The sequence below is a fragment of the Caballeronia sp. BR00000012568055 genome, from assembly GCF_029439455.1.
In the GTDB taxonomy this organism is placed as follows: domain Bacteria; phylum Pseudomonadota; class Gammaproteobacteria; order Burkholderiales; family Burkholderiaceae; genus Caballeronia.
This window is the reverse complement of the sequence record NZ_JAQFVG010000275.1, coordinates 5,256-6,007: the sequence shown is the minus strand read 5'-3', so window position 1 is coordinate 6,007 and position 752 is coordinate 5,256. Positions and strand designations below refer to the sequence as shown.

Here is a 752-nt window from a genome sequence, read left to right as displayed (position 1 = left end):
ACAAACATCGGCATTTGCTCGTCGCTGACGATGAGCCGGATCATCCTTCTCGTCATTTCGACGTGGTACGCCTCTGCGGGATCATCGCCGCCGACGTGGCTTTGGAAGTAGACGAGCCCTTGCCGATCGACGCCATAGCAACGGCTCGACGACTCCCACAACGCGTCGATCATCGCATTCGCGTGCAACTCGAACGCGACCATGTGCGCACAACGTACAACAGCCGACTGCGCACCCAATCCTGCAAACAATTCCGTTAGATAGGGGCCGGTCGGTGCGCTGAAGTCTGGAATCGCGACGGTGCCGGTTAGTGTCTCGATGTCCTTCTTGAGAAGATTGGAGTGAAACCACGTCCCCGTGTCCAGAATGCTCTGCAGTCCAGACTTGCCGTAACGCTCGATAATGTATGCACCGCCTGTCTCGTCCCAACAGAGGAAATTTCCCACCACGCTCGTGATTTCGACATCGCGCGTCACTGCCTTATTCGACTGGATGGCCTCCAGAACGGCGTTGGCTTGCGCTCCAGCCTGCAAATACGGAAACGCCTGCGACATCGCAAGGTAGTGCGGAAATATGTTTTCCAGAGCTGCGCGCGACGACACGTGTCGAAAAGGGTGATTGCGGAGTGCCGCTTGAAGATCGATCAATCGAGCATCTATTTCTCCGATGACCGGAGTCAACATCGCCTCACAAACGTCTGCCATGCGCTCACCTCATCAACAATGTCGAAATTGCGATCGGCCGCAGCCACG

At 56.2% G+C, this 752-nt stretch carries 1 protein-coding gene; it reads right to left on the bottom strand.

Going from position 1 to position 752, the window contains the following annotated elements:
- Positions 1-647 (bottom strand): hypothetical protein (locus P7F28_RS17030; RefSeq protein WP_277185697.1); only part of this gene is annotated, 647 nt, incomplete at its 3' end.
- Between the last annotated feature and the right edge of the window lie 105 nt (positions 648-752).